The 23832-nt window shown below is 39.2% G+C and carries 23 protein-coding genes and 1 pseudogene; 14 read left to right on the top strand and 10 right to left on the bottom strand.

The features are described 5' to 3' along the window. Positions 1–17 precede the first annotated feature (17 nt). The gene (locus A6755_RS23630; protein ID WP_063592152.1) at positions 18–749 is read left to right on the top strand and encodes a thioesterase II family protein; all 732 of its coding nucleotides are present in this window, start codon (positions 18–20) and stop codon (positions 747–749) included. 358 nt (positions 750–1107) lie between these two features. On the opposite strand, the gene A6755_RS23625 is transcribed toward A6755_RS23630, so the two are convergent. After that, a complete protein-coding gene (locus A6755_RS23625; RefSeq protein ID WP_063592151.1) occupies positions 1108–2499 on the bottom strand; it encodes a hypothetical protein in 1392 nt (463 codons plus the stop codon). A gap of 789 nt (positions 2500–3288) precedes the next feature. On the opposite strand from A6755_RS23625, the gene A6755_RS28390 reads away from it, so the two are divergent. The 10 genes from A6755_RS28390 (at position 3289) to A6755_RS23570 (ending at position 12130) form a co-directional block, all read left to right on the top strand. Continuing rightward, positions 3289–3477, top strand: coding sequence for a peptidoglycan-binding domain-containing protein (locus tag A6755_RS28390; protein WP_063592149.1), 189 nt, complete (start codon positions 3289–3291; stop codon positions 3475–3477). A gap of 450 nt (positions 3478–3927) precedes the next feature. Beyond that, entirely contained in the window at positions 3928–4416 is a 489-nt protein-coding gene (locus A6755_RS23610) for a hypothetical protein (RefSeq protein WP_063592148.1), read from the top strand. Between the two features lie 441 nt (positions 4417–4857). After that, positions 4858–5379: a hypothetical protein gene (locus A6755_RS23605; protein ID WP_063592147.1), complete on the top strand. Its 522-nt coding sequence runs from the start codon at positions 4858–4860 to the stop codon at positions 5377–5379. Positions 5380–5902: 523 nt separating this feature from the next. Beyond that, positions 5903–6172: a hypothetical protein gene (locus A6755_RS23600; protein ID WP_063592146.1), complete on the top strand. Its 270-nt coding sequence runs from the start codon at positions 5903–5905 to the stop codon at positions 6170–6172. Between the two features lie 342 nt (positions 6173–6514). After that, a complete protein-coding gene (locus tag A6755_RS27345) occupies positions 6515–6664 on the top strand; it encodes a hypothetical protein (protein WP_174878767.1) in 150 nt (49 codons plus the stop codon). Positions 6665–7400: 736 nt separating this feature from the next. Then, positions 7401–8465: a C45 family autoproteolytic acyltransferase/hydrolase gene (locus A6755_RS23590; protein ID WP_063592144.1), complete on the top strand. Its 1065-nt coding sequence runs from the start codon at positions 7401–7403 to the stop codon at positions 8463–8465. A 203-nt stretch (positions 8466–8668) separates the two neighbouring features. Then, complete coding sequence (locus A6755_RS23585; protein WP_034305497.1) at positions 8669–8959, top strand: DUF3817 domain-containing protein; 291 nt, start codon at positions 8669–8671, stop codon at positions 8957–8959. A 138-nt stretch (positions 8960–9097) separates the two neighbouring features. After that, entirely contained in the window at positions 9098–9865 is a 768-nt protein-coding gene (locus tag A6755_RS23580; RefSeq protein ID WP_034305495.1) for an ABC transporter ATP-binding protein, read from the top strand. Continuing rightward, positions 9852–11771 (top strand): ABC transporter permease, encoded by a 1920-nt coding sequence (locus A6755_RS23575; protein WP_063592143.1) that lies wholly within the window; start codon positions 9852–9854, stop codon positions 11769–11771. The genes A6755_RS23580 and A6755_RS23575 overlap by 14 nt, the downstream gene beginning before the upstream one ends. A 5-nt stretch (positions 11772–11776) precedes the next feature. Beyond that, positions 11777–12130, top strand: a complete 354-nt coding sequence (locus A6755_RS23570) for a YxeA family protein (protein WP_063592142.1) — start codon at positions 11777–11779, stop codon at positions 12128–12130. A 57-nt stretch (positions 12131–12187) separates the two neighbouring features. Here A6755_RS23570 and A6755_RS23565 read toward each other — a convergent pair whose 3' ends face one another. Together A6755_RS23565 and A6755_RS23560 are read right to left on the bottom strand one after the other, a co-directional pair. Then, positions 12188–13576, bottom strand: coding sequence for a sensor histidine kinase (locus A6755_RS23565; RefSeq protein WP_034305488.1), 1389 nt, complete (start codon positions 13574–13576; stop codon positions 12188–12190). After that, positions 13573–14283 carry a response regulator transcription factor gene (locus A6755_RS23560; RefSeq protein ID WP_063592141.1) on the bottom strand — a complete coding sequence of 237 codons (711 nt, stop codon included), beginning with the start codon at positions 14281–14283 and terminating at the stop codon, positions 13573–13575. The genes A6755_RS23565 and A6755_RS23560 overlap by 4 nt, the downstream gene beginning before the upstream one ends. 352 nt (positions 14284–14635) lie before the next feature. Between A6755_RS23560 and A6755_RS23555 the strand changes: the two genes are divergently transcribed. Beyond that, entirely contained in the window at positions 14636–15811 is a 1176-nt protein-coding gene (locus A6755_RS23555; RefSeq protein WP_063592140.1) for an MFS transporter, read from the top strand. Between the two features lie 76 nt (positions 15812–15887). On the opposite strand, the gene A6755_RS23550 is transcribed toward A6755_RS23555, so the two are convergent. The 7 genes from A6755_RS23550 to A6755_RS23515 form a co-directional block, all read right to left on the bottom strand. Continuing rightward, complete coding sequence (locus A6755_RS23550) at positions 15888–16625, bottom strand: amino acid ABC transporter ATP-binding protein (RefSeq protein ID WP_063592139.1); 738 nt, start codon at positions 16623–16625, stop codon at positions 15888–15890. 29 nt (positions 16626–16654) lie between these two features. Continuing rightward, positions 16655–17359 carry an amino acid ABC transporter permease gene (locus A6755_RS23545; protein ID WP_034305478.1) on the bottom strand — a complete coding sequence of 235 codons (705 nt, stop codon included), beginning with the start codon at positions 17357–17359 and terminating at the stop codon, positions 16655–16657. Further along, entirely contained in the window at positions 17343–18167 is an 825-nt protein-coding gene (locus A6755_RS23540) for an amino acid ABC transporter substrate-binding protein (protein WP_034305475.1), read from the bottom strand. The genes A6755_RS23545 and A6755_RS23540 overlap by 17 nt, the downstream gene beginning before the upstream one ends. Positions 18168–18449: 282 nt before the next feature. Beyond that, the gene (locus tag A6755_RS23535; protein ID WP_063592138.1) at positions 18450–20024 is read right to left on the bottom strand and encodes a PHP domain-containing protein; all 1575 of its coding nucleotides are present in this window, start codon (positions 20022–20024) and stop codon (positions 18450–18452) included. Positions 20025–20259: 235 nt separating this feature from the next. Next, on the bottom strand, positions 20260–20844 hold the full coding sequence (locus A6755_RS23530) for a YjgB family protein (RefSeq protein WP_063592137.1): 585 nt from the start codon (positions 20842–20844) through the stop codon (positions 20260–20262). Positions 20845–21453: 609 nt separating this feature from the next. Beyond that, positions 21454–21924, bottom strand: coding sequence for a DinB family protein (locus A6755_RS23520; RefSeq protein WP_034305470.1), 471 nt, complete (start codon positions 21922–21924; stop codon positions 21454–21456). 522 nt (positions 21925–22446) lie between these two features. After that, positions 22447–22860, bottom strand: a complete 414-nt coding sequence (locus A6755_RS23515) for a GNAT family N-acetyltransferase (protein WP_048687239.1) — start codon at positions 22858–22860, stop codon at positions 22447–22449. Between the two features lie 171 nt (positions 22861–23031). Between A6755_RS23515 and A6755_RS23510 the strand changes: the two genes are divergently transcribed. Together A6755_RS23510 and A6755_RS23505 are read left to right on the top strand one after the other, a co-directional pair. Beyond that, positions 23032–23223 (top strand): hypothetical protein, encoded by a 192-nt coding sequence (locus A6755_RS23510; RefSeq protein WP_134402179.1) that lies wholly within the window; start codon positions 23032–23034, stop codon positions 23221–23223. A gap of 193 nt (positions 23224–23416) precedes the next feature. After that, positions 23417–23785, top strand: a pseudogene (locus A6755_RS23505) (DUF1731 domain-containing protein); the annotation flags it as partial. Between the last annotated feature and the right edge of the window lie 47 nt (positions 23786–23832).

The following is a 23832-nucleotide window of genomic DNA, read 5'->3' as shown; positions in this document are numbered from 1 at the left end:
ATCATAGTAGTAGGGGGATGGAAGGACTGAAGAAAACACTTTTTTGTTTCCCTTATGCTGGGGGAAGTGCATCTTTTTATAGAGAATGGAAATTTGATGATGATGTAATAGAGGTAATCCCGCTGGAATACCCTGGACATGGCAGTAAATATAGTGAACCACTATGTGAACATATGACGGATTTGACGGATATATTATTGAAGGAAATGGAAACGAAACATCAAATGAATTCACTGGAAAACATCTCTTTGTTTGGACATAGCATGGGTGCGATCGTAGCCTATGAAATTGCGGCAAAATTAGAAGAGAGAGATGATAATAAAGTTGAACATTTATTCATTTCAAGTAAGTCATCCCCAGAATATAAAGTAGATCAAATCGATTGCTCTAATACAAAACATTTAAAACGATCGCTTGAAAAAATCGGGGGAACAAACAAGGAACTCCTGGAAACGGAAGATTTCATGAATATATTCCTTCCGATAATCCAGTCGGACTTGAATGTATTAGCCAACTACCACCATGAAAAAAAACGCGAGAAAAAGGTGGGAAACAAAGCCGTTTTGCTATTGGGATCGAATGATACCGTGACGAAGGAAAGTATCGAAAGCTGGAATGAATATATTGAACAAATTGAAGGATTGCATATATTAAAGGGTGATCATTTCTATATAAAGCAAAACCAGGATATCGTTTTAAAAATCATTCAAGAGTATGTACTTAATAGTCGTTGTGAAGTTCTGATTTAAGATAGCTGACTGACTGCCTTGCACCAAAACTTGCCTTAATGTAAGCATCCGTTTGGATACCAATGAAACCCAATCTTCATCTAAAAAAGGACTGATTTATTTCAGTCCTTTTTACTGTAGACAAATTTATAAAGTTCCAGTTGCTTTCAGAAATCCACTCCCATACGCCGACAAGTCTGCTAAGCCTCCTCGACGGAAGCGCCTGTGGGGTCCCAGCTAGCCAGTTATTGGCAGGAATGTGCTAATTTCTTCAATCAATGAGGGTCCATCCTTATAAAGTAAAAACCAATCGAACCTTCTTTTAAAAATGGAACGGAAATGGAGATCCGTTCCGTGTTTTAGAGTCCACACAAATCGATTAAATGAGAAACATCGCGACTATTGTAGTCACTGCTAAACCAATGGTTACCGGAAGCAGATTCCGGCGGGCAAGTTCAAAGGGACTGACATTACAAATGGCAGCTGCCGGGATCAGTGCCCATGGAATCAGGGTACCTCCGCCAACCCAAATCGCGGTAATTTGCCCGAGTGCAGTCAAGGTGGCGGTTCCGCCTCCGATGGCCGTGCCAAAAAGTTTGGCGACAGATCCCGCTAAAGAAATGCCTGAGAAGCCCGATCCATCCAAGCCGGTGATGGCACCGATGCCGGTTAATGTGACGGCGGCTATTTCTTTCGTTAAAGGAACGGAGGCCGCCAATGCGGCACCGAGGTCATTGACGATGCCGAGGGATGTTTTCGGTAAGTAGTCACCGATGATCTGATTGAATCCAGAATCACCTAAATAGAAGAATGCGGCGATCGGAATGACGGGTCCGAATACTTTGAAGCCAAATTGAAAACCCTGAATCAAATAGCCCGTTGATTTTTCAAGCCCTTGCTGTTTATGTGCGACAAGGGATAAAATCAGCAAAATGAAAACCGCTGTACCGCCAACCAACGCGGTTGCATCTCCGCCTTGCAACTTCAAAATCGACAATGCCACAACATCCAACAGAAAGGCAATCGGAATGAAGACGGCAAAAAATTTCTTTTGTCCCAGTGTAAGCAGGTTTTCACTGATTGTTTGATCTTGGACAAATCCCTCATTATCCGCCGCCTTGATTCTTCCAAGCTTCATATCCCGCTTTAAAAGGATAAAGGCGGAGAGGGTGGTGACAACCCCCATTGTAATGACAAGGGGAATGCTCGCAGCGATTACATCACCGACTGGTATGGAAGCCGCATCGCCCGTAAGTTTAGGGGCAGCCTGAATGATGAAATCCCCTGATAATGCGATTCCGTGACCAAAAAGGTTCATCGCCATCGCCACGCCAAGGGCCGGTAAACCAGCCCGTAAGGCTACGGGGAGCAGAACAGCCCCAAGTAAGGCAACGGCAGGTGATGGCCAAAAAAACCAGGATATCACCATCATGACGATGCCAATTACCCAAAAAGCAAGTGTAGGGTTCTTAATGAATTTCGCAAATGGTGTAATCATGACATCATTAATGCCCGACTTCGTTAAAACCGTACTCATGGCTACGATGATGGAAATGATTAAAATCGTGGACATTAATTCCGTGATTGCGAAAATGAAGCTGTTGAATATCCCGCTTATGGAAGAGGCTAAACTGCCTGTAGCCACTAAGGCCAAAAGGAAAATGCCAATTATGCAGATGAGGGTAGTATCACGACGTTTTACCATAAACCCGATTATCAATGCAATAAATACAACATAAATCCAATGGAGTGCCGTTAATTCCATCTCCATGATTCGTCCCCCTCATAAATGTGCCTAGTTACAGTTTATGAGGGAGGTACGGGGTGGTGAGTTGTTTCAAAAATTTAAAGGCTTATCTTATTTTCAACTTATGATGTGAATATCGAATTAGGAGATTACTGGGTGTGTTTTTTCTTTTGCTTAAGGCTTAGTTGAAATAGGGGAATGTTGTATAAGATAATTCTACTGAATCAGTTATCATCCGTACAAAGTAAGTAAATGAACTTTACAAATCTTCCACAAGTAGTCGATAGAATTGGCAAATTAAAAGTCAAAAGGCATATATTCAATGCCTACTAAAACAATCACTCACCGTGTATGGCATCATTCATTAACAAAAAAGAATTTGGGTGGATCTGATGCTGAAAGCTTCGCAGATTATCATGTAAACACGCTGGGTTGGCCTGGAGTTGGATATACATTTATTATCGAGCCCAAGAATCTAATTAATTCCCCAAATGGTAAAAGGGCCAGGATTGCATTGCACATAAGGATGGAACAGGCGGGGTTCAAGTTGAAGATTTAATAAAAGCAAACCCTGGTATCGATCCAACTAAATTAAAAATAGGTCAGAGAATCAATTTTGGAAATGCTAAAAATAAAGAAGAGAGCAAACCTTCAATCAGTGGAGATGAAACAGTTAAGTCGATTCAAAACACGTTAATTAGCCGTTATAAAACTGGTCTTTATGTAGATGGATTTAATGGCCCTAATACAAAAACAGCACTTATCAAAGCCCTACAAACAGAACTTAATAAGCAATTCAATAAAAAGCTAGTTGTGGATGGTAAATGGGGAGTAAAAACTAAGGACGCCATCGTTACGGTCGAAAAAGGTGCAAAATACAATCTCACGTGGATCCTACAGGCTGTACTTTATTTGGAAGGATATAACCCTGGATCACTTGATTCTATATTCGGAAAAGGTACAGAGTCGGCTTTATATAAATTCCAGAAAGATAAAAGATGACTGCAGATAAGAAGGCGGGTAAAGCTGCCATCACGGAATTGTTTGCTGCATAATATAAAGCGAGGAATAAAAGGATTTTACAAGGTTAAAATACTAATGTGAGAAGCCCTCACAAGTCTCGTCAGTTGTAAAACCTTCTCTACTGGAGAGGGTTTTATCTTTTGGTAGGATGAATAAAAGGTAATCGAATGGATAAAGTATCAAATGTGTTAATACTTCCAATAGACACTCCTTTTCCAAAAGCCCTTCTCTAATGAGAGGGCTTTTCTATTATCATTAATTGGATAAAATATAATTGTGTTTCCAACAACACTCCTTCAGACAAAAAAGCCCTTCTTTTAATCGAGAAGGGCTTTTTTATTGGTGTTTTTATGGATATTTACCGCAAATATTGAACAGGTTAATAAATGGCCTTTTTCAAAGGGTTAATTTCAATATGGAGGGATTATTATGGATAATAATACTAAGAAAAAGATTGAATCAGAAGTTAAAAAAACGGTGGATGTTGAAATTGCTCAAGAATTAAGTGATTTTAGAGCTCAATTAAATCATCTTCAAAATTCACTATCAAATACTGGACAAAATTCAGGGCAACAAACAGGACAACAAAATCAACAACAACAAAATCAATTAATGCAACAAATCCAACAATTTGCTAGCCAGGCACAAAATCAACTACAACAAACTGATCAACAATTACAACAATCCATTCAACAAGCAATTCAAACTTTAAACCAATGTCTTCAATATGCTCAAACAAACCAAGCGCTTAACCAAATCAATCAGGTAGTAGGTCAAGCACAACAGCAATTCAACCAGTTGGGTCAACAACAGGGTCAACAACAAGGTCAACAACAAGGTCAACAAGGTCAACAAGGTCAACAACAAATGAGCAATCAACAATATGGTCAAATGGGACAACAAAATCAACTACAATAATATAGTTAATATAATTTTATGTGTGAAAGTACTATATTAGATTCTGAGCATTAATGGCAAGAAGTCCGACCTAAAGCCCTTCTCAAATCGAGAGGGGCTTTTTTTACTTTTGTAAGATGAATTATTAATTGAATAAACTATAGTACCCTAGAGTCTCTTCATACCCCTCTATTAATTGGAGAGGGTCTTTTTATTTCTGTATATAAAGTAATTGAATGGATAAAATACTTTTAATGTGTTACCCAAAAGGGTCACTCCTCCAGATTTTAACCCTTCTCTTAATTGAGATGGGCCTATTTATATGCAATTCAATAGTGGATTGGTGATAGGGTTTTGATTAGTCGTATTTTTTGTATATTAAATTTTTTATGGATATTTATCAGGATATTGAACAATTTAATAAAGTGCCTAAGGGCGACTATTGAATACGGAGGGATTTTTATGGATAATAATACGAAGAAAAAGATTGAATCAGAAGTTAAAAGAACGGTGGATGTTGAAATTGCTCAAGAATTTAGTGACCTTAGAAATCAATTAAATAATCTGCAAAGTTCACTTTCTAGTCTACAACAACGGCAACAACAGTCCGGCCAACAAACGGGACAACAAAATCAGCAACCACCACAAGGGCAAAATCAATTGTCACATCAAATTCAACAATTAAGTGGTCAAACTCAACAACAATTACAACAAACAGATCAACAACTCCAACAATCTATCCAACAGGCAATTCAAACTTTAAATCAAGCATCTCAATACATTCAAAGTAATCGAGCATTAACTCAAATGAATCAAGCTGTAAGTCAAGCACAACAGCAGTTACAACAAATGACAGGTGGGCATCAACAGTCCGGCCAACAAATGGGGGACCAACAAGGGCATCAACAGTCTGGCCAACAAATGGGAAATCAACAAGGGCAACAACAATTTGGCCAAATGGGACAACAAAATCAACTGCAGTAATCAAGAAGTTAGACTGAGAATAATTAAATGTTAAAAAATGTATATTAAATAATTGATTGGAAAAAATATTATTGTGTTTCCAACACTCTTCAGACAAATAAATCCTTCTCTAATGAGAGGGATTTTTTAATTTACAGGAATATTAAGTAATTAAATGAATAAAATCAAATAATGTGTTACCCTTCACTTATTCAGATAAAGCCTTCTCAATCGAGAAGGCTTTTTTTAAATAAAACGGTATATGGTTTTTTAATCAAACTAAATCGGCAAGTTCTACAAAGGCGGACTATATTGGAGATGAAACATTGAACGGTTGAACATGCTTCAGGAATGATTTTGCTATTGGGACTCATACTTTTAAACTTAAAAGGGTATAAAACTGTTAATGGTCAAACAGAGGCCTATTGGTAATTGGTAATAGAAAAATAATGAAGAGATATGCTCATTGCATATCTCTTTTAATTAGAAGAAGATTGGTTTATGAAAAAATACTACATATCTGCGCTATCTATTTTGGTATTGCTTGGGGTTTTTACTTGTTTTATTCTTATCTCCACCTAAAGAATTAACCACTTCTAATATCGATGTTATTGAAAAAGAACGTGAAGTAACGAATGCTGCTGCTGATTTTGGTACGGTTGGATATGGGGTGGGAAAATTGAAAAGTAAAGTTATCGATGAAGGAAGTATACTTAATAGTACTGACAATGAAGTGTCAGTTGTTGCCTCAGTAGATAACCACATTGATGAGGTCAGAAAGTATGCTTTACTTGTTTTTGAAGATTATAAATAAGTGAAATTTAAGGTTAAAAATAAGGAGCAGGACGTAAATAAATATTTCTTTGATATGAAACCTAAATAGCTCCATAAACTTTAATGTTACTGTTCCTATTCGTTCCGACTCAAGTGAATTGACTTTTGTAATCGTTCAAAAGCCAGAGTATAAATTGAAGGAGCTCGACCTAAACAGGGCAGGGATTTTAGAACAAGTATTAAGTATTCGGTATTCCTCAACAAATCCGCCAAACGGGAAAGTTGTTAAAAAGTAAAGCAAGAAAAACCTGATGCTATTATAAAGGATGGATTCAATGAAAATATATCTATGACAAATAGTCAGGAAAAGTTGCAATCAATTATGACTGAAAAAGAAGGCAAGGAACTTAAGTTCTCTGCCGGAAATGAGACAAATGCTGGAATCAGATATGCAATCATAGCTATAAAAGATTGGGAACAAGTTGCAGTTAGAGATAACACAGACGTCTTATATACCACTGTTCCACCATAAACTAATCTACCCGACGTTGAATGAAGAAATAATTTCCAGCTCACCACCTTCCCACTTCCTTATTAAGTAAATGCTGATAATTATCAGAGTCAACAAACTTTTGGTTCCTTTAGAGTTGTTATTCAAAATAATGAATAAGATTATTAACGGAAAGGAAGAATCGGATTGTCTACTATAATTAATATATTAGGTTTCGTCGGTATTATCGGATTTATAGTTCTTTTAGCAATAGCAAAAACTATAAAAGATAAATCTAAAAGGTAGTTGGTTTTATTAGTGGAATCACTTTCCCCGATAAGAGGTCTGGATTACTAGGCCTTTTTTTGTTCCTTACTTATACAGCATGGTAAAACGAGTCAAAAATCAAAAGGAGAATTCATATACCCTTTTACAACATGAAGCAGGTCTTTTCTATTTTAGGATAAGTTTTCCATAAGCAGGACTCCTCAAATACAGTATAAGTTCGTCTTATTAAAGTGAATTCTTCCTCGTTTACCCTGATAATGCTATTCCGTGACCAAAAAGGTTCATCGCTATCGCCACGCCTAGCAATGGAGTGCCGTTAATTCCATCTCCATGATACGTCCCCCTCATAAATGTGCCTAGTTACAGATTATGAGGGGGGTACGGGGTAGTGAGTTTTTTCATGAATTTTAAAGGCTTATCTTCTTTATTTTCAACAATAGTTCAAGTATCCTTAATTTGAATAGCAACTATTGTAAATGAGGGATAAGCCGTGAAGCAAATATATAGTGATGTCATACAATTTCGGGGTACACATTATGAGTTTGGATACATGCAAGGGAAGGAATTAAAAGATTCGCTAACGGTAAAGAACCGTGAAGATCAGTGGAAGATCAGGCAGCCGAGGTTTACGGTTGAAGAAGAAGAGGTCAAGAGAGCCATTACACAATTCGCCCCTGGAGTTTGGGAAGAATTACTCGGATTGCAAGAAGCGTTGAAATGGCCAATGGACCGCGTGCTTCAAGAGTTCGGTGGATACCGATTGGATTATGTCCGGTCGGGCTGTTCGATCATGACAGGCAATGATTATCTCATTCGCAATTATGATTACCACCCGAAGACTTATGAAGGACGCTATGTCTTATTCCAGCCAACCGATCAAGGGTACTCAAGCATCGGCCCTAGTCAGCGAGGGACTGGCCGGATGGATGGAATGAACGAAAAAGGGTTGGTGATAGGCTATAATTTCATGAATCGCAAGAACCCTGGTGATGGTTTCATCTGCTGCATGATTGGCAGACTGATTGTTGAATCTTGTGCGGACGTTCAGGAAGCGGTGGCGATGTTGAAGGAAATCCCGCATCGTCATTCTTTCACTTACGTCGTCTATGATAAAAGCGGAAATACCTATATTGTGGAAACCTCCCCAAGAAATGTAGAGGTGCGCACGTCAAATGCCTGTACCAATCACTTTGAAATCATGAAAAATGAAAACCGTAACCATCTTATCGATTCGAGACGCCGATTGGAGATCATCCAGGATCATGAAGGGAAACTTTCTTCAGCCTACGATGCTTATCGGTTGTTTAATGATACCAATCAAGGTGTCTTCTCGGATTTATATAGCAGCTGGGCGGGAACGATTCATACATCCGCTTATTTACCTAAAGAGATGAAAGCTTGGATTGCCTTGGGAGGGAACCAAGAGCCGACTTCCATAGATTTTGCGAAATGGCTCGAAGGGGAAGATGTTGATTTAAGACAAATCAAAGGTGTAATTGATACGGATATTCCCTTCGTGCACATGGATGAGGGAGCGAATTGGTTTCGGAATTGAACATCTTTAAGTGAAATTTCACCTACTTTGTTAAGGGTCCAATCCTTTGATTGGGCTTTTGTTGTTCTACTTTTAGGAAAACCTGGTACTATTTATTAGTGGGTGTCTCCGTAATATAATATGATAGAGTAACGGATTTTGGATTGAGGACAGGAAGCTGGATTTGTGTGCCGTACTTGTACAATGAATAAGGGGATGAGCGAATGTTTTCGACAGCTATTGGATGGTTTCGGTTTATTACAATAATTGAGGGAATCTCATATGTTTTATTGCTTGCCATTGGTATGCCCATTAAGTACATATTGGATATTGGGGAAGCAACACTCATTTTAGGCAGCATCCATGGTTTCTTGTTTGTCGTGTTTGGGCTTTTATTACTTTATGTGAGCATCATATCAAAATGGTCCTTTTTAAAAATGGCGATGATTTTCATCGTTTCATTCATTCCATTTGGTAATTTTGTTATCGACCGCAGGCTTCTGAAGCAAAGTTAAATACTTTTACTTTAACGTCTTCCATAAGTGGAAGGCGTTTTTTTGATGGATTTAAGCTTGCTGTAAGGTTGGCACAAAGATGCTGTAAGAATGAGCATGTAAGATAAATGTATCAACAATACTGAAGAGGTGAAACAAATGGAACCATTATTAAAAGTGGAAAATATAAAAAAAACATATGGTAAATCAAGCGCTGCCTATACGGCGTTGGAAAATATATCTTTTGACATTCATGCAGGGGAGTTTGTAGGAATCATGGGACCTTCTGGAGCGGGGAAATCGACATTGCTTAATATGTTGGCAACTATCGACTCGCCGACTGAGGGGAAAATTTATATGAATGATACGAGCATTCACGATATGAAAGGGGCGGAATTAACGGATTTCAGACGTGAAAATCTGGGTTTCATCTTCCAGGACTACAATTTGCTAGACTCATTGACTGTGAAGGAAAATATATTATTGCCACTGGCGATTGCGAAAATTCCAGCGAAAGAAATTACTGCATTGGTGAATCGTATTGCTAAAGTATTTGGGATTGAAGATTTATTAGCTAAATATCCATACCAAATCTCCGGTGGGCAAAAGCAAAGAACAGCTGCAGCCAGAGCGCTTGTGACAGAGCCGGCATTGATCCTGGCAGATGAGCCAACAGGTGCACTTGATTCAAAATCTGCAACAGGTCTGCTGGAAAGCTTAAGTGAACTAAATGAAAATAATAATTCCACCATCATGATGGTGACACATGATGCATATGCCGCAAGCTTCTGCCGGCGGATCATTTTCATCAAGGATGGTACACTTTCAACAGAAATTTATCGTCGTGGCCAATCACGTAAAGCTTTCTTCCAAGAAATCATGGATGTCCTTGCAACAATTGGAGGTGAGGTAGATGACGTTATTTAGTCTGGCGAGAAAAAATATTGCCCGGAACCTTTCCCAATATTTTATATATATCGCATCCATGGTATTTAGCATTATCATCTACTTCACATTTGTAACATTGAAATATAGTGATGCAGTTGCAGAACAAACGGCTTCATCACAGAAATTAGGTTCATTAATGAGTGGTGCGGCCGTCATCCTGATTTTTTTCGTTGCCATTTTTATTGCCTATTCCAATTCATTTTTCATGAAAAAACGTAAAAAAGAAGTGGCATTATATGCATTGCTTGGCGTACGTAATCGCCAGATTGGCTTTATGCTCTTCTTTGAAAATCTATTGCTAGGCTTGGTTTCATTAGTTGTAGGGATTTTACTTGGATTTCTATGTTCAAAAGGGTTCATGACGATCTTGATCTATTTAATGGGCTATGATGTCATCGCACCTTTTACATTTTCAGGATCTGCAGCTTTGAACACCTCTATCGTATTTCTTATTATTTTCTTGGTGACATCATTCCAGGGCTATCGTTTAATTTACCAATTTAAACTAATTGATCTTTTCCATGCATCGAAAAAAGGGGAAGCGGCTCCGAAGCCATCTATGATTGTAGCCTTTCTGGGAATTTTCCTGATTGTCATCGGATATTGGTTGGCGATGCAAGATCTTTTTACTTCTAAAGTGTGGGAAAAGATTGGCTTTTTGATGACGGCACTCATTATTTTGACAACTGTTATTGCCGGTACATTTTTATTGTTTCATAGCGTGACAGGCTTTGTGTTAGCCGTGATCAAGAAAAATGAAAAATGGCTATGGAAAGGCCTGCATCTGATGACGGTCTCGCAATTGCTTTATCGCATTCGGGGGAATGCAAGGACATTGACCGTAATTGCGGTGTTAAGTGCTACAACGGTAACGGCTGGAGGTTCGGTTTATGGTCTTTATTACAACGCGAATGACCAAGTTATGACCGTTGATCCGAATACCTTCATGTATCAGCAAACGGATGCTAAAAGCGATCATCAAGTCACCGCCGTTTTGCCAGATACAAAGTATGATGAAAATGTTGAAGCGCTATCCATCACATTTAATACGAAAGAACTTAGCGAGGAATCAGCATTCGATAACTCGGATAAAAAGATTTACACGGTAATCGATGAAAGAACATATAACAAATTGGCAGATGTACAGGGTAAGGAAGCATTGCATGTGAATCATGGCAAAGCAGTCATTTTAGATATTGGATATGACAAAAGATTCTCACCTGAATACAAGGACAAGACAATAAGGACAGAAAACAACACGGCGATAACATTCCAAAGCTTTAAAACACAAACGGTTTTAAATGCCAAAACAGCAGGCATTGCAATGGTTGTATCGAATGATCAATTTAAATCATTGCAAAAAGAAGGGGAAGCCCTGAACTATCGTGCTATCGGTGTTGATCAAGCCTCCGTGGATTTATCTGAAAAAATATCAAAACAAATACCTGAAGAAGCTCTATTTTCCAGTGCGCCTCAAGATTTTCAAGCAAGCATTGAAAGTGTAGGATCATTGCTCTTTATCGGCAGTTTTCTTGGTCTGGTTTTTTTAGCGGCAACAGGCAGTATCATTTACTTTAAAGTTCTAACGGAAGCTGAGGAAGATAAATCACAATACAATATGCTTCATAAAATGGGCGTTAACGCAAAAGAAATGCGGAAATCCATTGCATCACAAGTGTTTGTAATCTTTTTCGTCCCGCTGGCAGTCGGGCTATTGCACAGTGCGGTTGCGTTAAAAGCCTTCTCCGGCTTATTAATGATGAATCTGGCAAAACCTGTATTGATCTGGATGATCGCTTATACGATTATTTACGGTCTGTATTATATCTTAACGGTAGCTTCTTATAATCGTATTATCACACAAAATAATAAAACAGAAGGATGATCTAAATGAAGAAATTTTTTATGGTAGTTGGCATATTGTTCATACTTGGAGCGGCAGGAGTATTCGCGCTTACCAAAATTGACTTTAATCGCATGAATGCCGATAATTATTATTTGCAAATTACAGAGGATGGGGTGCAGCATGAAACCAAACTGGATGATGGTACAGTGATGACTTACTATTCTTATAAACTTGACGCCAAAAATGCAGATGGTGAAACGATACCGCTTGAATTCACGGCACAAAAAAATCTTCGAAAAGATGCTTACTTAAAGATGTACGTGAAAAATGGTGATGAGGTTTCGTCATATGATGAAGTGAAATTTGAGGATATTCCAAAAAAGGCACAACCAATATAAATAGGAAGAAGGGCTGTCTGTAAGTTAGGACAGCCCTTTCTCTGTAAGAAAAAATAATTATAAAAGTATCGTGATGGTTGTTCCCTTATTTTCAATGCTAGTCAAATCCAGTTTACCTTTATGAGCCAGGATAATGTCCCTTGCAATGGCCATTCCTAAGCCGGTCCCATGTTTACTGGCAGTATTCGTACCTCGATAGTAGCGTTCAAAAACCTGATCCAAATCTTTGGAGGGAATACCGCGGCCATTATCGGCAATGGTGATCTGGGTATGATGTTCTGATTGTAGATGAATATCATCAATTTGTATTTTCACGACGACATTTTCATCATTATGTACGAGCGCATTGTAGATAAAGTTAAAAATTGCCCGTTTCAGTAAATTTTTATCGACTTTATGCATTGCTTTATCCACATTTGCCTCAAATTCGACCTCTCGATCACCAAATTGTGAATCATTTAAGAGCTCTATCGTCATTTCTCTTATAAACCCAACGATATCAAGATCTTCAAATTGCAAAGGAAGTCTTTGGTTGCGTAAACGCATCGTTAAATTGAGGTCATCCAACAGATTTTTCATATATACGGACTGTCTATTAATAATGGATGTAAACTCATACAATTCTTGTGGTGTTAATTCATGGGCATTGTCTTTCATCAACTCTGTATAACCATGGATGGATGCAAGTGGTGTCTTCATGTCATGAGAAACATTGCTAATCCATTCCTCACGCATTTGGTCGAGTTGATCACGTTCTTTTTCATACTGATCTAACTTTACCGATAGTTCATTCATATTGTGAAATACATCTTCATAGACGCCTTTTGGTATACTCATCTTTTTAAAGCGTCTTTCACGAAGCTGCTGAATTCCTTCTATTAAAGTGTTAAGTGGTGTCGTTAATCTTTTACCAAATAATAGTCCAATGACTAGGGCAATAATGATATCCACCGTTAAAAACAGTAAAAGTATGATGTTGAAGTACTTTAAAATGTGAACATAATTATAGGACAGTACATATCGGCCTATTCCTCGATCTTTAACCCCTACAAAATAGCTGAAATCATGAGCTTCGCCGGCAAAAACAGTCGTCTCTGCATCAATTTCTTTATACTTATACATTTGGACGATTTCAACAGGAGAATATACGGTTTGCAATTTTTGAGGTGTGTAATAGGCTGCTACTTGTTCACCCTTATCATTCAAAAATTGTATCCAGGCGTTCGTGTTCCGCAGTTTTTCCAGCCCTTCTTCATTTACCATTGGTTTGTCATCTATTAGTTCTACATATTTTGAAAAAGATCGGCTAAAGTTCTCCGCAGATTCCTCTTCCGTGTCGAAATGAACAAAGAGTAAGCATAAAAGTAAAATTGTATTTACGATTCCTACGATTACGACAATTGTCACAACGGATCCTAAAAAGCGCCGTGTCAATTTCCACTTCATCTTGTTTCACCCTTGGTCTGTAATTTATAACCAAGCCCTTTAACGGTTATTAAAAAAGATGGCTTTGAAGGATCTGCTTCTATTTTTTCGCGTAAACGGCGAATATGGACCATCACTGTATTATCAGAGCCAAAGAAATCATCGCCCCACACATGTTCAAACAAAGTTTCCTTGCTCAAGATCTGATTCGGATGATGCATAAAACAGCTCATCAGACCGATTTCTTTAGCTGTCAGCTCAAGGATTTTGCCATCTTTTTTCACTTCATTTTCATTTGAACTAAGTTCAAATGGACCAATTTGCAATTTTTTCGGTGAGGTTTTTTCCTCTGTATAGCCCGCCCGCCTAAGCTGCGCCTTTACTCGATAGGCAACTTCTTTCGGACTGAATGGTTTGGTAATATAATCATCCCCGCCAATCGCCAACCCCAAAAGCTTATCAATTTCCTCATCCTTTGCCGACAAAAATAAAATCGGCACATTCGACACTTCACGAATTTGCTTGCATAAGTCATAGCCTTCACCATCTGGCAGCATGATATCCAGTAAGACTAGTGATGGATCGAACTTTTGAAACTTTGCCCACCCATCCGCAATTGTCCCCGCCGTAATAATATTGGGGATACCTTCTTTATGTAAAACTGTCTCCATGAGACGTGCCAAATCTTCTTCATCGTCAATAATTAAAATCCACTGATCATTAGACATTCTTCTACCTCCCAAACATCAATCATACCCTACAGTATAGAGTACCCCTTAAGAAAAAATAAGGGGAGGAAAAGATTTTTAACGAACTCATGCCATTGATTTCACGAAACACAGTGAAAATAACGAAGTGCCATTACAGGAGAAATGACTGTAGAGTTGAGGATATTTATGCCTGGTTCTTATTTATTTAAGGGAGTTTCCGAAAGAAGGTCGTGCTTCATACTGATTTGGTAAAGGTTGTATGATAAACTGTTTAAAGTATTGCCAGGTAGATTATGCTAAGTAATGGGATTTTAGGAATTCGTTCCAATGTACGTAGTGAATGTGGAAGAAATAAAAGGAGAAAAATATAATGGAAACAAAAAAGGTGTTACCCGTACTTTTTTTAGTGATGTTTTTAGTCATGGTCGGATTTGGGATCATCATTCCCGTCATTCCGTTCCTTGCTGAAAAGGTTGGTGGCAGTCCCACAGAGCTTGGCCTTTTAATGGCTGTTTATTCACTGATGCAATTATTTTTTGCCCCGATATGGGGACGTATATCTGACCGGATAGGGCGTAAGCCTGTCATGATTATCGGGATTGCTGGACTGGCCCTTTCGTTTTTCATCCAGGCATCGGCAGATTCCCTATGGGTATTATTTGCAGCCAGAATCATTGGCGGGATTTTGTCATCGGCAAACATGCCAACCGCAATGGCGTATGTGGCTGACATCACGACGCCGGAAGATCGGGGAAAAGGGATGGGAATCATCGGGGCCGCCACAGGGCTTGGATTCATCTTTGGACCTGCGATTGGCGGGGTATTCTCCAAAACAAGTTTGAACTTGCCGTTTTACATTGCTGGAATATCCTCTTTGATTACTTTATTCTTAGTGATTGCGATACTGAAGGAATCACATACAGTAGAGAAGAGGGCCCAACAGTCAAAAAATAAAGAGTCCATGTGGAAAGCCTTTAGAGGGCCGCTTAAAACCATGTTCTTTTTGCAAATGATCGTCACCCTTTCAATGGCAGGACTAGAAACGACTTTCGCCTATTTTGCAGCCAAAAAAGCTGATATAAATCTTGTGCAATTAGGCTATATCTTTATGATCATGGGGTTTGGGAGTGCGATCGTTCAAGGTGGATTAGTAGGCAGGATGACAAAGAAATATGGGGAAGGCGCGGTCATCCGAATGGGAATCATCGTCTCGGCAGTCGGTTTCATTCTCATCCTGTTTTCTTCCGGGTTCTGGACATCGGCGGTCTTCCTGACGATTTTCGGAGTGGGTAATGGGTTCATCCGGCCTGCCATTTCGGCCCTGCTTACCAAAAGTTCCATGTCGGGCCATGGCAGTGTCACGGGATTGCTATCTTCCTTCGACTCGTTCGGCAGGATTGCAGGTCCTCCGATCGGCGGTTGGTTATTTTCGATTTCGATTGATTTACCATTTATATCGGGTGCCATTCTTTCCGTTTTTGCTTTGATTCTTTTTCAGTTATACCATGCACGGACACAGACTAAACAGGTTCAAGCATCTCATTGATATAATGATGGGCAAAAACCCCCCATTTCAAAAAATGGGGGGAAGTTGCGAGCGGTGCTTGAATAGTACCGTTTTTTTATTGAATCATATTGAGGAATTTTCGTGTGCGCGCTTCTTTAGGGTTTGTGAAAATCTGCTCGGGTGTTCCCCGCTCCATTATTTTTCCTTCATCCATGAAAATGACTTCATCGGCGACTTCGCGGGCGAAACGCATTTCATGGGTTACCACGATCATTGTCATGCCTTCATCTTTCGCCAGGTCTTTCATGACCTGCAGGACGTCTCCCACTAGTTCGGGATCCAAAGCGGAAGTGGGTTCATCGAATAGCATCACCTTAGGCTCCATGGCCAGGGCCCTTGCAATTCCGACCCGTTGCTGCTGACCGCCGGACAATTGAAACGGATAAAAATCGATTTTTTCACCTAAGCCCACCTTTGTAAGCAGGGCAGCCGCCGTTTCTTTCGCTTGATGTTTGGCGATGTTTTTTACAATGATGGGGCCTTCCATTACATTTTCCAAAGCTGTTTTGTGGGGGAAGAGGTTATAGCTTTGGAAAACCATCCCTGTCAAACTGCGAAAAGATGTAATCGAATTTTTTCTAACGGGTTTTTTGAAGTCCATTACCGTTTCATCGATTTCAATCGTCCCGTCCGTGGGCACCTCAAGGAGATTCAAACACCGAAGAAAGGTTGTTTTTCCTGAACCGGAAGGACCGATCAATACAATGACTTTGCCTTGCTCCACTTCCAAATCGATGCCCTTTAATACTTCAAGGTCACCAAACGATTTATGAAGATTCTTAATGTTGATCATTTTAAAATCTCCTTTAACTACTGCGGTTCTTATTTTGCTACATAACGATTAAGTCTCTCCTCTAAACTTCCTTGAATGAAAGATAGAATCGTACACAAAATCCAATATAAAGCAGCTGCTTCCATGTAAAGTAGTAAAAATTCATAGTTTTTTGCAGCGATTTCTTGAGCTTTACGGAATAATTCCGTTACAAGAATGAGTGATGCAAGCGATGTATCTTTTAAAAGGCTAATGAACGTGTTGGATAATGGGGGAACGGAAACCCGTGCTGCTTGCGGCAAGACGATCCGCTTTAACGCTTGGGTATATGTCATCCCGATTGAATAGCCTGCTTCCCATTGCCCTTTTGGTATCGATAAAATGGCTGCTCGTATAATTTCCGAAGCGTATGCTCCTACATTTAAAGAGAATCCTATAATAGCCGATATGAAAGGATTGATGGTTACACCTAAATTTGGAAGTCCATAGAAAATGATAAATAATTGCACAAGTAAAGGTGTCCCGCGGATGATTGACACATATACACGCGCAATTATTTGAAGAATTCTAATGGAAGATAATCTAGCCAATGCTGTGAGTACAGCAAGAATAAGGCCGAGAACGAATGTGATCAATGTTAGTGGAATCGTATATTGAATAGCTCCCTCTATCATCGGATAGAGGGAGGTTTGAGCGATGGAAACAAGCTGGTTCATACGCTCGGGGTCGGTGAAAATATTACTTAGGAGAAACATCTTCACCAAACCATTTATCCGAGATCTTCGCGTACGTGCCGTCGTCTTTCATTGCTTTAAGTGCTTTGTTTACTTCTTCCACTAATTTGCCGCTGTCTTTTCTGAACATTAAACCACTTGCGACTCCGCTTTCTTCCTCATCAGCCACTTTGATAGGTGCATCCGGATGTTGCTTTTTATAATCAAGGTACGATAATTTGTCATTGATCGTCGCATCTACACGTTTAGAACCAATAAGCTGTACGGATTGTGAAAATCCTTCAATGCCTGTAACTTCAGCACCATGTGATTTGGCTAGATCATTGTAGTTACTTGTTAAAGATTGTGCAGAGGTCTTGCCTTTCAAATCATCGAAGGATTTAATATCCGTATTATCTTTGTGTACAAGCAATACGGCCCCTGATTGAATATATGGGTCAGAGAAATCATATTTCTTTTGACGGTCTTCATCGATGCCCACTTGGTTTGCGATCATATCAAATCGTTTTGCATCCAAGCCTGCAAACATGCCGTCCCATTGTGTTTCCTTGAATTCAGCTTTCACTCCAAGGCGTTTTGCCACTTCTTTAGCAATTTCAACATCAAACCCCGTAAGTTTATCTGAATCATCGTGGAATGTGAAAGGAGGATATGTACCTTCTGTTCCAACAGTTAATACGCCATCTTTTTTTACTTTATCATATAGACTTTCTTGTGAAGAAGATTTATTGCCGGTATCGTTTGCCTCATTTTTTGTATCGGTACCACATGCGGTAAGTACAACCGTGAAAGCTAACAATAGCGATAAAAGTGCAACCATTTTTTTCATTTGGGTAAACCTCCTAGTAATCTGATAGGGATTGATACTCTGTGATACTATACAAGAAAAGGAAAAAAGTCAATGAAAATAACTTATATCATTAGTGTTAATGAAACTTGGTGAATTATACGGTTTTTCATGCATGGAAGTGAAATAAAACGAAAGGGTAGGGAAGTGTACGTTAAGATTCTAAGGGGTCAAAAAGCCCCTCTTTCCGCTAAGTGGGAGAGGGGCTTTTTAAGGCCGTCCAGAACTATTGCAGTATTCTTTTTAACTTAGTGTTTACCACGGTTATTTATCCTCTACGCTGACGAATATAGGGTTTGAATAGAACCAAAGGTCTTTATAGTTACGTTTGTTTATTTCTGAAAAACGCGTTTCGTTATCCTCGATTTCAGTCTTTTTATCGATCAGCGGTTCACCGTCCATCGTTTCTCCAGATACATTTTCCCCCAGATTCGTGCCGCGCAAACGGAAATATTGATCCTTATTGGCTTTGACTTTGTAAGTGATGGCATGAAAACCATCGCGATCGGTTTTCCAGTCTTTACTTGTAAAGCGTTTAACCACTTTTGTCGTATCATTGGTGGCTTTATTATAAGCAGGTGTTCCAGGCTCAGCTTTCCCGGTTACTTCACCGGAAATTAGATCCACGTGATCTACCTTGACGGGGTCCCCGTTATTGTTCTTTTCGGGGCTCTTAAATCGGACGGTGATCTTGACCATCTGTCCTTCCTTCACTTTAAGGTCCCCGCCCATATCCACCGTATTGTTTCCGTTTTTAGCTTGGAATTCAAGGGTATCGATCAAATCACCAAAAACGGAGAAGGATTTTCCGGATCGCATGCCATCAAGGACAGATTTTATTGATGAGCCATTTACCCATGTATAATTCTTGGAATATTCTCCAGGCCAGTAACCGCTTGAGTATAGGCGGTTTTCACTGATTTCAAAATGGGAGTCCGAATTGGAAAAATTCCAGAACTTGCGACCTTCCCCAAGTAGCGCATCCCATGAACCTCCTATCTTAGCAAGCATGTAATCGGAACCGCCATATGTCCGGTTTTCCGGTGTTGTCAGATTTAAACCGCCTCTGTCCGGCTCCATCTGGTTACCTGGCATACCTTCAAATCCGAACATGACATCCGGGGCGATATTGTTGAAGTCGCGAAAATCAGATATGCTGTACACCCTCTTTCTTGATGGATGGTTCAATATGGCATAACTTGTATTCTTATAATTTTTTTCGAGCCATGCCAATGCCGTTCGGGCATCATCGGATGTTTTATTGGCTCTTTGATCCTGTGACTTCCATATGGCTACATCCTTTGGATCAAACATCTTTTCATCCTGGTTGGTGAACAGATATTCGAACTGATTGCCAGCTTTCAGACTTTTGGGCGAGCCCGGCTGATCTCCCAAAATGCCTATGCCGACATGCTCGTATATGGGCATGTCCCATTCGAAGCCTGAAAAGATGACTTTATTTTTAAATTTGCCCTCTTTTTGCAGTTGTTTTATTTTGGGTGCTTGATATTGAATGATTCCCTGAGACAGCGGTATCGGCCCTCCTGGAATCAAATTACCTTCATCATCCCTCGAAGACATCCTCAAGTGATCGGAAATTCCCATCCAATCCATGCCATACTTATCAAATGCGTTATTCAGCAAGCATTCAAGGCTCTGTGATCCCTCGGCATCATCTGACTGAGTGGTATGGGCGTGATATTCCCCCTTCATCCATCTGCCTCCTGGATTTGTCTGATTGTCTTCTGCATCTTTTGCTGAAACCGCGGGTGGAAGACCCTGAAAAAGGATGGCCAGGCTTAGAACCGATACTGTGAAAGCCCTGAACTTATTAATCATTTTATGACACCCTCCATATATTGAAATAATATTGAACAAGCTAATTTTATTGTAAAAATATTAAGAATCCGTTTGGGGTGAGTATGGTTTATGTAAATGAAATGATTGCTTCCATTATATGCTTTGGGGCGGTTACAGCGGTTTGGAAGTTGAAGGGGAAGGGGGTTAAGCAAAAAAAGGCTGTAGAGAAAATTTTCCTTCTCTACAGCCTGCGACACCTATTTTGCCGTACATATTATTTAGCTTCGAGTAGGTTGATATGATCTACAGTTTGATCTTCACCGACAATGAATTGCAGTTCATAATTCCCTGTCTTGTAAATGTAGTTGATTTCATTCGTACTGGAAATATGGCGTATTTCGTCAGCACTGCCGAGTTGATTTCCTAATACTTTAGGTGTGATGCTTCCTAGATTATGGTCCCGTTCCACATTTGTCCCGAAATATCGGATTTGTGAGATGGTCTTGTCAGCGTTATAGGCAAATGCAAAACCTGGATGCCCCATTTCTGCATGGTAATAGTCAAAAGTTTCATCTGTGTTACCTGGTTCTGGGGGAGAACCAAATGTCTCATATACTTCTTTTTGGGTGTTTTCATTAATTTTCAAACCCATGGCTGTATAAGGCATTTCTCCTGAAAAAGCTTTGTTGTAGATTTCATGTAAGGTGGTAAGAGCGTGATCCTTAGCTATGGCAGAAGCGGAATCCATTGTGGATGCAGCCTCAACAGGTTCTGTTGAAAACGATGCACCTGCCCCTAAAAGAGAACCGGTCAGAATAAAGGCGCTGACCATTCTGGCCGCCGGTTTTTTTGATAACATTTCTTATCCCTCCTATATCATTACTTTTCCACAATTTTCTTGCATGAAACATTTTCTTGAAGATATTTGGATTGTTTGATCATGGTGGAGCATCAGGAGATTTATAAGCTGCATCTGCGGCAACAGTTGATTTAAAGTAAACATATCAAGTTGATCCCTAGAATCATGTTTAGCAAGCATCCTCATCGCCACAGGTTTAAATACTTCCATTTAAAACAATAAAGAGTGCCTGAAGCGGAAATCAACATCCAAATCATACCAGCAAAAAAACTGCAGGCCATGCAGACCGGTCCCCCCAGTTTGTAGGCGGAAAACATATCTTTGATCAAATGATGTTCTCAAACCAACCTTCAACTCCCAGGTATGGTTTCTAACTAAATGCTAATACAAAGTTGGTGCGGAAGGTACGAGACTCCTGCGGGAAAAGCGTGTCTGGGGGAGACCCCGCAGGCTTAGACCGAGGGCCGCCCGCCCGCGGAAAGCGAGTGCCTGAAGCAGAAATCAACATCCAAATCGTACAAGCAATAAAAAAACTGCAGACAAACACGACATCGAGTTGCCTACAGTGTGGTGCTTCAGCATGATGAAACACCACTGAAAATGATTTGATTAATCCCAAACGCTTATTCTAGGGACTCCAGCAGTTCTTAAATAGTCCAATAATTGACCAGTATGTACAGACTCATGATAAGCGATTCGTAGCAACATGTCTCCTAAATCCCTGATATATCCTACGTCAGATCGATCAATTTTAATTGTGGATAAGTCGTCTTCGCTGAAGGACATGATTGTTTCCAAAAAATCACGCCTGTATGGTTCAGCAAAGGTTAATTCCGCTTCCACGGAGCAAAGTGGCTGTTTTTCATATGGTGATTCATAAACTGGTAAGCTGCCTTGATTTTTAATGGATAAATGATAGTAATGCTCACTATCAAGGACATGTCTAACCATTTCTAAACAGTTCATTGCCTTGTCGTCCGGTTTCCAATGGAGTGTGCCTTTAGGTATTGAAGTCCATAGTTTAATGTTTCTTCTTCTAACCTCTTCCAGATTTAAGATGATTAGTTCTATCGATTTCATTATATCTCCCCTTTTAGAAGGTATACACTAACTATACAGGAATGGGTTTATTTTGAAAATACAGGAAAATGTTATGTCTGGGGTAATAAATTATTGCGATTCCTTCCAATATAGTAGCGCTCCAGTTTTATTCAAAAAGATAAACATATGATAGGTTCACTAGTGTTTACTGGTTGACCTTTTTAATGGGAACTCTACGATCAAGCCTAGGAATGACAAACGTTGCATACTGTTTTTTTAATAGAATTGCCTTGAATTAAGCATCGGAGAGTGAAGTAAGATTATAAGAAAGGTTGAAGAGACTACAGGGAAAATGCCTATGAATCCGTGTAGAATTTACAGGCTTTCCTTCCCTAGTTATTCATTGTATGGAGGAACAGGGAATTCATATATCCCTATAATCCTATTCCCGCTTATTTGTATTGGTATCAGGAATGAAATTCCAGTTAATAGGGGGTGAAACAGAATGTATTTTGGTCGATCTTTCTTCTTATTTACGCTATAAGCTTCAAGAGACCCTTCTTAAATCAGTGATTGAATTAGAATGTCATCATGATAAATAAAAATCGGTTTAAAACCAAGGGCTCTAAACTTTTGCAATGCCTCATGGTTATTTTTGTTCACGAAACCGGACACTACAAGGATTCCTTTATTTCTCACATATTCTACTAATTCGGGTAAAAGGGCTTGCAGAATTCCCTTTCCTCTATATTTTTTGTCAATGACTACATAATTAATATGAGCCACTTTATATAAATAAAGATTATAACAAATGAATCCCACTACTTTACCTTTATCATTACAAATCACAAGTACCTTGTGTGACTTTTGCAGAATTTCATTCACTTTATCGGAAGAAACCCGAAAATTTTTTACGGTGATATCCGTTAATTTCTTTATATCCTTTTTAGGTTTCCAGTCTCGAAAAAAATACATCATAACTTCTCCTTTATCTCTATTAGATATAACAGTTATTCACTAGACATATATAGCTGGTACATGTAAATACATAAAACGGAATCCCTTTAGATAGGTCCAAAGGGATTCCATGTTAATCTCAAAAAAGCAACCTTCTAATTTTCAAATTTTTTGACAGAAGTGGGTTTCTTGATGGAAGTAGGTTCCTTAATTGAAGTACCTCTATTATTGTTTAATAAATTTTGTAAGACTCTTCTCAAGGCAGACCTAAGGCTGCTATTGCCAGTCCCGGAATTACCAGTTCCAGAATTACCAGTTCCAGAATTAACAGCTCTTCTTAGCTTTTTGTTTGACACTGAAATCATCCCCTTTGTTTTATAAATTTCCACATTACTAATTTATGTGTAATTTTCCCTTTTGCTTGGACAAGTTCACCAATTATTGCACAGCGGCAGGTGTTGCTACCATTTAATGTAATAACATGGTATAATCTATGTGAATTACTTCACATAGAAGACGTTCGTTATTATTCATACTATTGACTCATAAACGAAAGTGGGTTGGTTATATGCGAGATGGGGGAGTGATGACCCCATATAGGAATTTGGTTAAATTCGGACTGCGAGGCCATCAGGGATCAGGAGATCAGAAATTCAGTTGGATACATATAGAAATTGTCCATTTTCTAAGAAAGAATCAGGAGTTGAGCGGGGTGTTCAATTGTTCTTCGCTGCATCCAGTTACAAATCGTGAATTGATGGCTCATTTGAGAAAGCTCATGAATATTCGGATAGGACTCCCCTTTCCAACTCTTATGGGGGCCGAAACGGAATTGATATTAAAAAGCCGGTGGGGCATACCTGAGAGATTGGAAAAGTCGGGGTATGCATTTAAATTCTATCATCTTGATGGGGCTCTCGAACAGATACTGATGAATTCTTAAAATACTCGAGAAAGATTGCTATAATGATAGATAGAAAATCATTAATG

Origin of the sequence: Peribacillus frigoritolerans (genome assembly GCF_001636405.1) — a bacterium.
Classification (GTDB): Bacteria; Bacillota; Bacilli; order Bacillales; family DSM-1321; genus Peribacillus; species Peribacillus frigoritolerans.
The sequence above is the reverse complement of the archived record's forward strand: the minus strand, read 5'-3'. Positions and strand labels throughout refer to the sequence as shown.

Excerpts from the sequence above, each read along its gene's own strand:
- A6755_RS23630 (WP_063592152.1), top strand. The coding sequence starts at position 18 with ATGGAAGGACTGAAGAAAACACTTTTTTGTTTCCCTTATGCTGGGGGA.
- A6755_RS23625 (WP_063592151.1), bottom strand. The coding sequence starts at position 2,499 with ATGGAGATGGAATTAACGGCACTCCATTGGATTTATGTTGTATTTATT.
- A6755_RS23610 (WP_063592148.1), top strand. The coding sequence starts at position 3,928 with ATGGATAATAATACTAAGAAAAAGATTGAATCAGAAGTTAAAAAAACG.
- A6755_RS23605 (WP_063592147.1), top strand. The coding sequence starts at position 4,858 with ATGGATAATAATACGAAGAAAAAGATTGAATCAGAAGTTAAAAGAACG.
- A6755_RS27345 (WP_174878767.1), top strand. The coding sequence starts at position 6,515 with ATGACTGAAAAAGAAGGCAAGGAACTTAAGTTCTCTGCCGGAAATGAG.
- A6755_RS23585 (WP_034305497.1), top strand. The coding sequence starts at position 8,669 with ATGTTTTCGACAGCTATTGGATGGTTTCGGTTTATTACAATAATTGAG.
- A6755_RS23580 (WP_034305495.1), top strand. The coding sequence starts at position 9,098 with ATGGAACCATTATTAAAAGTGGAAAATATAAAAAAAACATATGGTAAA.
- A6755_RS23575 (WP_063592143.1), top strand. The coding sequence starts at position 9,852 with ATGACGTTATTTAGTCTGGCGAGAAAAAATATTGCCCGGAACCTTTCC.
- A6755_RS23570 (WP_063592142.1), top strand. The coding sequence starts at position 11,777 with ATGAAGAAATTTTTTATGGTAGTTGGCATATTGTTCATACTTGGAGCG.
- A6755_RS23565 (WP_034305488.1), bottom strand. The coding sequence starts at position 13,576 with ATGAAGTGGAAATTGACACGGCGCTTTTTAGGATCCGTTGTGACAATT.
- A6755_RS23560 (WP_063592141.1), bottom strand. The coding sequence starts at position 14,283 with ATGTCTAATGATCAGTGGATTTTAATTATTGACGATGAAGAAGATTTG.
- A6755_RS23555 (WP_063592140.1), top strand. The coding sequence starts at position 14,636 with ATGGAAACAAAAAAGGTGTTACCCGTACTTTTTTTAGTGATGTTTTTA.
- A6755_RS23550 (WP_063592139.1), bottom strand. The coding sequence starts at position 16,625 with ATGATCAACATTAAGAATCTTCATAAATCGTTTGGTGACCTTGAAGTA.
- A6755_RS23545 (WP_034305478.1), bottom strand. The coding sequence starts at position 17,359 with ATGTTTCTCCTAAGTAATATTTTCACCGACCCCGAGCGTATGAACCAG.
- A6755_RS23540 (WP_034305475.1), bottom strand. The coding sequence starts at position 18,167 with ATGAAAAAAATGGTTGCACTTTTATCGCTATTGTTAGCTTTCACGGTT.
- A6755_RS23535 (WP_063592138.1), bottom strand. The coding sequence starts at position 20,024 with ATGATTAATAAGTTCAGGGCTTTCACAGTATCGGTTCTAAGCCTGGCC.
- A6755_RS23530 (WP_063592137.1), bottom strand. The coding sequence starts at position 20,844 with ATGTTATCAAAAAAACCGGCGGCCAGAATGGTCAGCGCCTTTATTCTG.
- A6755_RS23520 (WP_034305470.1), bottom strand. The coding sequence starts at position 21,924 with ATGAAATCGATAGAACTAATCATCTTAAATCTGGAAGAGGTTAGAAGA.
- A6755_RS23515 (WP_048687239.1), bottom strand. The coding sequence starts at position 22,860 with ATGTATTTTTTTCGAGACTGGAAACCTAAAAAGGATATAAAGAAATTA.